This is a genomic window from [Clostridium] clostridioforme AGR2157 (assembly GCF_000424325.1).
Taxonomy (GTDB): domain Bacteria; phylum Bacillota; class Clostridia; order Lachnospirales; family Lachnospiraceae; genus Enterocloster; species Enterocloster clostridioformis_A.
The window spans coordinates 1-6823 of the sequence record NZ_AUJR01000095.1 but is presented as its reverse complement, the minus strand read 5'-3'; the positions used below and the strand labels follow the sequence as shown (position 1 = coordinate 6823).

The window sequence follows — 6823 nt, the reverse complement described above, 5'->3', positions numbered from 1 at the left end:
CGGATCATAGCCAAAAGCCAGAAGGATTGAATTACGCCAATCCAGAAGCCTGGAAAGATAACGCTGTTTCTGAGGGGATAAACATTTCCGGAGATTTTTTTCCTGTTTATGGTGCTTTGCATAAATCCCATAGTAACGGACCATTTTAAAGTGTCTGTCAGGGATATGTACAATCAGGCGTTTGATAAAGTCAATGGCGGGGATGCATTCGGTTACAGTTTCATGGTCTTCATGGCGCTGATAGTGGAAGGTCACAGAAGTCCCATCATAGGCATCAATCCTGGAAGTGGCAATGACGGGCCGGCCCAGATATCTGCTGATATATTTAATAGTGATATCAGGGGAGCACGGATTGGGTATGGCCCTGACATAAAAACCATCGGGATGGTCTTTGTAAATCTGGTTTTTAAGTTTCTTAAAAGACGGGCCCAGTTTAAGGGAGAGCTGCTCCAAAAGGACTTTACGGGTTGGTCGCGTTCCGTAAGAGCTTCACCATTTTCCGCACCTCGGATAAGTCCAGACTTATCACATATCCGTCAATCGCCATTTTGCGGAGATAGGCTCCCAGATTGTCCATTCCCAGTCCTCAATCAGCTGGCGTTCTTCCGGCGTCACGTTTCCGAACCGCTGGCCCTCCTGCTCCACAAGGTCGATCAGGGCGTTGGCCCGCTCATTCGCGGACGCCTCTGGCAGAAAGGGTTTGTCGTTCAAAATGCCGTCAATAAGAGAATGTCCCCGAAAATCTTCCGGGCGGTCAAGATTGAACCGTTCATAGAGCTTTCCCAGCGTGTCGTTGCTTGTCAGCTGCCCTTGGTACACTTCGTTATAGTTGGCAGCCTCCACGCTCATTCCGTGGGCAGTCAGACGTTCCAGCGGTTCAAACCGGTGGTAGTGAAGCTCCGGCTGTAGGTGCCCGGCTCCACCTCCGGGGCAGCCTGCTCCAGGCCCTTGGCAAGCTCCTGAAATTTTGCGTCTATGTCCGTTATCAGGCTTTCCGCTGTTTCCCGGATTGTGGCAAGGGAGGCTTTCAAAAGGTTCTGATCCTTTCCCTCCCAGCCTGCCACATAGGGAAAAGAATACTCGCTGGAATGCTGAGTAATTCGGGATTTTAGTTCAAAATGATGGGCATTATTCGTCACAATCCGCAGCGGCGGGCCATCTCATCTTCGTTTCCCACCCACAATGGTTCCTCTTTTTCTGTTGGTGTGGGTACTGACTCAAGGACATCCCTAAGCTGTTCAACGGAAGCTTTTGCATAGTAGTTTTTGGTTGTATCCGTTCTTGCATGTCCCAGTACAGTGGATACCAGTTCGATTGCCACACCATCCTGATAAAGATTTGTCGCCCTTGTCCTACGGAACATGTGGCAATGGACGGATTCCGGAAGGGCAATCCATTCCGCGCTGACCTGCGAAGCATACTTTTTTATAATACGATGGACATTTCCAACCGACATACGGTCCGTTACACCTTTTATGGTTGTTGAAAACAGGTATGCAGCCTTTGGAGAAGCGCCATGGTAAACCCGCAGATATTCTTTCAGATGGCCAGCTGCCTTGCCTGTGGGTATTTTTTATCTGTCGCACAGCCTGATATTAAGCAGTTCGTTTATTCTCACAGCGGTATCATAAAGCAGGACCAGTATTGCACGATCCCTGATGCCGGTCCGGGTATGGGGCGGGGCTGCAAGTAAAGCCGCAAGCGCATCTTCCGTAAGGATGGGTTTTTCTTTCCTTATGGTTTTACATGGTGATATTTGGCTTATGGTAAGGGCTGACTGCACCGATACATCCAGGTCTGCCGCATAGTTTAAATAAGAACGTATGGCGGCAACCCTGACATTGACAGTGGAAGGCTGGCTGCCTTTGCCAAGGAGATATTCCCTGATGGAGCGGTTAACTTTATTTTAGTAAAACAAGGGAGGGTATAGGTTTTGGAAGTGAAAAAGTATATGAAGAATGTAACACAAAGACCATTTAGTGTATTGGCAGATTGCGGAAAAATATATCAGTCTCTGCTTGAAATTTATGAGAGAGAGACTGGAGAAACGGTGTGCCAGCGCCCTTCTTTGAATACGCATACGCATCATTTTCTTACTGGATGGACATCTCCTGTTCTTACAAAAACCGAATTTGGGAATGTGATGGAGAGATTGTGGCATTTTGCTTTTATGAAAATCCAGTGACAGACATTTATTTCTGTCTGAAACCCGGATATGAGAAGCTGGCGTTAGAAATGGTGACATATGCTGATGAAAATATGCTCATGAACGGAGAAAGCATACGATTCATTTTCTTTGGCGGACAGGATGCATTGATGCGCACTGCACAGCAGTTGGGATATCGCCAGAAATCGGAATATTGGGATATGCAGTACGATTTTGCAAATGAATTGCATTTCCACACGCAACGCCGGAGCCCTGAAAATCATCTGGCATACATGGAACCACTCTGCACCATTCCCGAATACCGACATAAAGGTCTTGCAGCAGCGTTGTCTGAAATGTATAGGAGAACGAAGGCGTTAGGCGCAACGTATATGACAGGCGGCGAAAACAGATTTTATCAGAAAAATGGATACCAGAATGTAGTAAAATGGACATTTTGGCAAAAAGAAGAAGAATGGGGGAATATCCAGTGAAGCTATCAACAGTGACAGCACAGTTCCCGTGTGACTGCAAGACAGTCTGGGACATTGTTACGGATAATAAAAGCTATGAATGGCGGAGTGATTTATCCAAAATTGAAATAATTGATGAAAATCGGTTTGACGAGTATACAAGGAATGGATTTGTGACACATTTTCGGATTACCGCAAAAGAGCCATACCGAGAATGGCGGTTTATACATAGCAAAAGGTGGATAGCAGTATTATTATGCCTTTTTCTTATTTTATTCGATTGCATACCAGCAAACGCATCTAATACAAGTGTGCCAGACGAAGCAGTTAATAAGAGGATGAAGGCAGGCATTTTCTATTTTGATGGTTATCATGAAAAGGATGAGAAGGGAAATCTGACCGGATATGGCATTGAGGTTTTGCAGATGATTTCACAATATTCACATCTGAATTTTGACTATGTTGGATATGACAAATCGTGGAATGATATGCTTACCATGTTAGAAAATGGTGAGATTGACCTAGTTACGTCTGCAAGGAAAAATCCAGAGCGTGAAGCCAAATTTGCATTTTCATATCCGATTGGGCGTAACAGCACGGTTCTTTCCATTTTAGCAGACAACACGAAATATCACAGCGGGGACTACAGGACTTACGATGGAATGTGCGTCGGTCTGCTTGCAGGGAGCAGCCAGAATGACAAACTGGCGGAGTTTGCCAAAGAGAAACAGTTTTCTTACGACACGAAGGAGTATGAAAATTCACAGCAGCTTGCGATGGCTTTGAAGGATGGCAGTATTGATGCAATCCTCTCCAGCAATTTGAGAAAGATGGAAAATGAAAAAACGCTGGACACGCTGCAGACAGAGAATTTTTATGTGATTGTGCGAAAAGAAGACAAAGAACTGCTGGAGGAAATCAATTATGCCATTGAGCAGATGGATATCAATGGGGGAGACTGGGACAATTCGTTGTTTTTCAAATATTATGGACCAGTCTACTCTTCCGAACTTGTATTTACCGAACGCGAGAAAGCATATATACAGGATGTTCTTGCGGGGAAGAAAAAAATTACAGCGACGGCGATTGGAGACAGAGCCCCTTATTCTTATGTTGAGGACGGGGAGTTAAAAGGGATTATGCCGGACTATTTCGCAAAGGTTATGGAGTTGTGCGGCCTGCCATATGAAATTGTTGTGCCTGAAAACCGGGAGGATTATTACAATACTGCGAATACTAATGGCGTGGATATTGTTATAGACAGAAGAATATCCGATTTGACGACGGAGAAGGATTTATACCGCGGATTTAATACAGATACCTACATGACAGTCGGCACGGCAAAGGTGACGAAAAATAATTTTACGGGCAAGATTAAGACAATCGCAGTTGTGAATGCGCAGGGAGAGGAGCCGCTGGAAAAGGAAATTATCGACGATGCAAAGGTACTGTACTATGACACAAGGGATGAGGCGATTCAGGCTGTCCTGAAAGGAGAAGCAGATGCTGCTTATGTATATACCTACACAGCGCAGATGTCTGTGAATAATGATTTCACGGGTTCCCTGCAATACAGTGTTGTGAACGGCGTAAGATTCACATTCCAGATGTATGTCAGGGAGAATTGTGATCATGAGCTTGTAACGATACTCAACAAATGTCTGAAGCAGATGCCAGAGGACGCACTCAACCAGTTGATTGCACAGTATACCTCTTATACACCGCAGGATTTGACTTTTGCGCAGTATATGCAGGCTAATCCGGAGGCAATGGTTCTGGTGGTTCTGGTTATTGTTTTGGTTCTGGTCATTATTCTGGCACTTTTATTTTGGGCAAGATGGAAGGGAAAAATTCTGCATGCATCTGAGGAGGCAAATAAGAAGCTGGAGGATCAGCTTGCCATTGTGGATGCACTGAGCCGTGATTATCTCAATGTTTTTGCGGTAAATACCGGGGAGGATACGGCTAAAATCATAAAGATGGAGGGTTACGTAACTTCTGGGCTGGAAAAAAATTTCCTGAAGACATTTTCGTATACACCGCTTGTGCATCAGTATGTCGAGGAGCGTGTTTATCCGGGGGACCAACAGGAGCTTTTAGAGGCGCTGTCTATTGATAGGGTGACCGAAAAGCTCAATTCCGATATGGAATATGTGGGAAACTATCGGGTGCTGATTGATGGAACAATTCATAATTATCAATTTACCTATGTTAAAGTGGAGGGGAAGAGATCACGGGAAGGCTTTACTGTTCTCGCTGGATTTCGTAATATTGACGAAATTGTGCGTGAGGAGCAGAAGCAGAAGCAGGCATTGACAGAAGCGCTGGCACAGGCTCAGCATGCCAACCATGCAAAAACCGCTTTTCTGAACAATATGTCCCACGATATCCGCACACCGATGAATGCGATAATCGGGTTTACCTCATTGGCTGCAACGCATATTGACAGCAGGGAAACAGTGCGGAATTATCTGGATAAGATTATGACCTCCAGCAAGCATCTGCTGAGCTTAATTAATGATGTGCTGGATATGAGCCGGATTGAAAGCTATGCACGACTTGAAAACCATTGTACAGTCTGATATCAAGGCGAAACAGTTTGAATTCTATATCGATACGCTGGATATAACAAATGAGACGATTATCTGTGATAAGCTTCGCCTGAATCAGGTGCTTTTGAATATTCTGAGCAATGCGATGAAATATACAAAGGCGGGTGGGACAGTCAGCGTCCGTATTATACAGACAGACAGCGATCCAGATGGATATGCTTCATACCAGTTCCGGATTAAGGATAGCGGTATTGGCATGAGTGAAGAATTTTTAAAGCATTTATTTGAGCCGTTTGAGCGGGAGCAGACTGCTACGGTAAGTGGTATTCAGGGAACTGGTCTTGGCCTTGCGATTGCCAAGAATATCATAGATATGATGAACGGAACTGTCGAGGTGGAGAGCGAAGTGGGGAAGGGGACAGAGTTTATCGTATCTTTCCGGTTCCGCACGGTGAACCAGCCCCAAAAGACAGAGCATCTGGAGAAGCTGGCAAATCTGCGGGCATTGATTGTGGACGATGATGCAAATACCTGCATGAGCGTCAGCAAGATGCTTTCTTCCATTGGCATGAATCCTGATTGGACAACACAGGGAAAGGAAGCGGTAGTCCGTACTCAGTTTGCGATAGAAGAAAATAAACCGTATAGTGCATATGTTATTGACTGGCTTATGCCGGATATGAATGGAATTGAGGTTGTCCGCAGAATCCGTAAGGTTATCGGGGATACGGCAACAATTATTATCCTTACTGCGTATGACTGGGCTGATATTGAGGAGGAGGCAAAAGAGGCTGGTGTTACGGCATTTTGCTCGAAACCGATTTTCCTTTCTAAGCTCCATCAGATTTTGGTGGCTCCATATATGGAGCCGGAGGCTGATACCAAGGAGGAGCAGGAGGAGTTTTTGAAAAATAAGAGGATACTGCTGGTGGAGGATAACGAAATCAATCAGGAAATTGCGCAGGAAATTCTGGGGGATGCGGGATTGGTGATTGATATTGTAGGTGACGGAACAGAAGCCGTGAATACGATAAAGAATGTGGAGGCGGGTACTTATGACCTGATTCTGATGGATATTCAGATGCCGATTATGGATGGCTACGAGGCAACACGGCAGATTCGAGCTATGGAAGATCCCGCACGGTCATCTGTTCCGATTGTGGCGATGACGGCAAACGCCTTTGATGAGGACAGACAGAAGGCAATGGAGGCCGGAATGAATGGTCATGTTGCAAAACCGATTGATATATTAAAGCTGATGGATATTTTGAAGGATATTTTAATGGATTGATGTTTGAAATAGAAAATGGTTTATTTTCCAAGCCTAAGGTAAAAACCACCGCCTTTAGGCGGTAGAGCTTCAGCGGCATTTCCTTTTCCAGGAGGCAGTGATATAATTGGCGTATCGGGAGGTACGTAGAAATGGCAAATTACAGAAATGGGAGTCATACGGTATATGATATAAAGTACCATTTTGTGTGGATAACGAAATATAGATATGAAGTATTAAAAGGAGATGTAGCCTTTAGGCTACGAGATTTGCTGAGACAAGGCTGTGACAGTCAGGGAATAAAAATATTACAAGGAAGTATACAGCCGGATCATGTACATATGCTATTGTCATGTCCAGCGAACTTGGCCCCCAGTGAGAT

8 protein-coding genes and 1 pseudogene are annotated in these 6823 nt (G+C 45.0%); 5 read left to right on the top strand and 4 right to left on the bottom strand.

Features of this window, described 5'->3' with window-relative positions:
• The 4 genes and pseudogenes from G614_RS34750 to G614_RS35225 all read right to left on the bottom strand — a co-directional run.
• Window positions 1–465 (bottom strand): annotated as a pseudogene (locus G614_RS34750) (transposase); the annotation flags it as partial.
• A 60-nt stretch (window positions 466–525) separates the two neighbouring features.
• Window positions 526–849 (bottom strand): YodL domain-containing protein, encoded by a 324-nt coding sequence (locus tag G614_RS33135; protein ID WP_027643796.1) that lies wholly within the window; start codon window positions 847–849, stop codon window positions 526–528.
• An 11-nt stretch (window positions 850–860) separates the two neighbouring features.
• On the bottom strand, window positions 861–1139 hold the full coding sequence (locus G614_RS33130) for a hypothetical protein (RefSeq protein ID WP_027643795.1): 279 nt from the start codon (window positions 1137–1139) through the stop codon (window positions 861–863).
• The gene (locus G614_RS35225; protein ID WP_278246019.1) at window positions 1136–1543 is read right to left on the bottom strand and encodes a tyrosine-type recombinase/integrase; all 408 of its coding nucleotides are present in this window, start codon (window positions 1541–1543) and stop codon (window positions 1136–1138) included. Before G614_RS35225 ends, G614_RS33130 begins: the two co-directional genes overlap by 4 nt.
• 390 nt (window positions 1544–1933) lie before the next feature.
• Between G614_RS35225 and G614_RS31560 the strand changes: the two genes are divergently transcribed.
• The 5 genes from G614_RS31560 to tnpA form a co-directional block, all read left to right on the top strand.
• Window positions 1934–2185, top strand: coding sequence for a hypothetical protein (locus tag G614_RS31560; protein ID WP_155245134.1), 252 nt, complete (start codon window positions 1934–1936; stop codon window positions 2183–2185).
• A 50-nt stretch (window positions 2186–2235) separates the two neighbouring features.
• Window positions 2236–2640 carry a GNAT family N-acetyltransferase gene (locus G614_RS0123135; protein WP_155245132.1) on the top strand — a complete coding sequence of 135 codons (405 nt, stop codon included), beginning with the start codon at window positions 2236–2238 and terminating at the stop codon, window positions 2638–2640.
• Between the two features lie 317 nt (window positions 2641–2957).
• Window positions 2958–5201, top strand: coding sequence for a transporter substrate-binding domain-containing protein (locus G614_RS33120; protein WP_049948108.1), 2244 nt, complete (start codon window positions 2958–2960; stop codon window positions 5199–5201).
• Window positions 5170–6462, top strand: coding sequence for a response regulator (locus G614_RS33115; protein ID WP_049948107.1), 1293 nt, complete (start codon window positions 5170–5172; stop codon window positions 6460–6462). The genes G614_RS33120 and G614_RS33115 overlap by 32 nt, the downstream gene beginning before the upstream one ends.
• Window positions 6463–6593: 131 nt before the next feature.
• A partial coding sequence (gene tnpA, locus G614_RS0123125) for an IS200/IS605 family transposase (protein WP_027643793.1) occupies window positions 6594–6823 on the top strand: 230 nt, incomplete at its 3' end.